This window comes from Treponema sp. R6D11 (assembly GCF_054786075.1).
Window position 1 is genome coordinate 1 of sequence record NZ_BDHD01000726.1, and the last position, 578, is coordinate 578.

Annotated in this window: 2 pseudogenes; both read left to right on the top strand. The window is 42.7% G+C overall.

Annotation, left to right across the window (positions count from 1 at the left end):
- Window positions 1-204: pseudogene (locus tag ACYVTD_RS15730) on the top strand (rod shape-determining protein MreD); the annotation flags it as partial.
- 26 nt (window positions 205-230) lie between these two features.
- Window positions 231-578: pseudogene (locus ACYVTD_RS15735) on the top strand (penicillin-binding protein 2); the annotation flags it as partial.

Sequence of the window (578 nt, forward strand, 5' to 3'; positions counted from 1 at the left end):
GCGTTCTTTCTTGACGTGTTTTTTCTGCCGTTAATTCTTTGCGCCTTATCTACAATAGCCAAGGCGTTAATTATGTTTTTGCTAAACCTTATAATGGGAAATGTCGTGCCGGTTTATTCGCTGTTTTCGGCGTTGTTCTGGATAGAATTAGGGCTTAATTCATTATGCGCTCCGGTTTTTATTTTTTCTTTTAAAGCGATTTAAGTTTATCGCGCCTGAACGGAGTTAAAATGCAGGAAGATCAGGGATGGCGGATAACAGTATTTAAGGTTCTTTTAATAACCCTAATAGTCATTTACAGCGTTAGGCTTTTCACCATGCAGATACTTTCGGGCGACGTATACCTTTCGCGCGCCCAGGACATTTCTAGAAGAACAGTGACAATTCCGGCACAACGCGGGGAAATATACGACAGAAACTTCAAAAAACAGCTTGCGATGAACAAAGATTCATTTGTGGTGAACATCACGCCGGCGGAAGTTCCAAAAGGCGGCATGGAAGAGGTTATTAACGCCGTTTCCGGCATTATTGGCATACCGGCCGATGAAATAACCGCAAAAATGCCAAGACAGTACCTG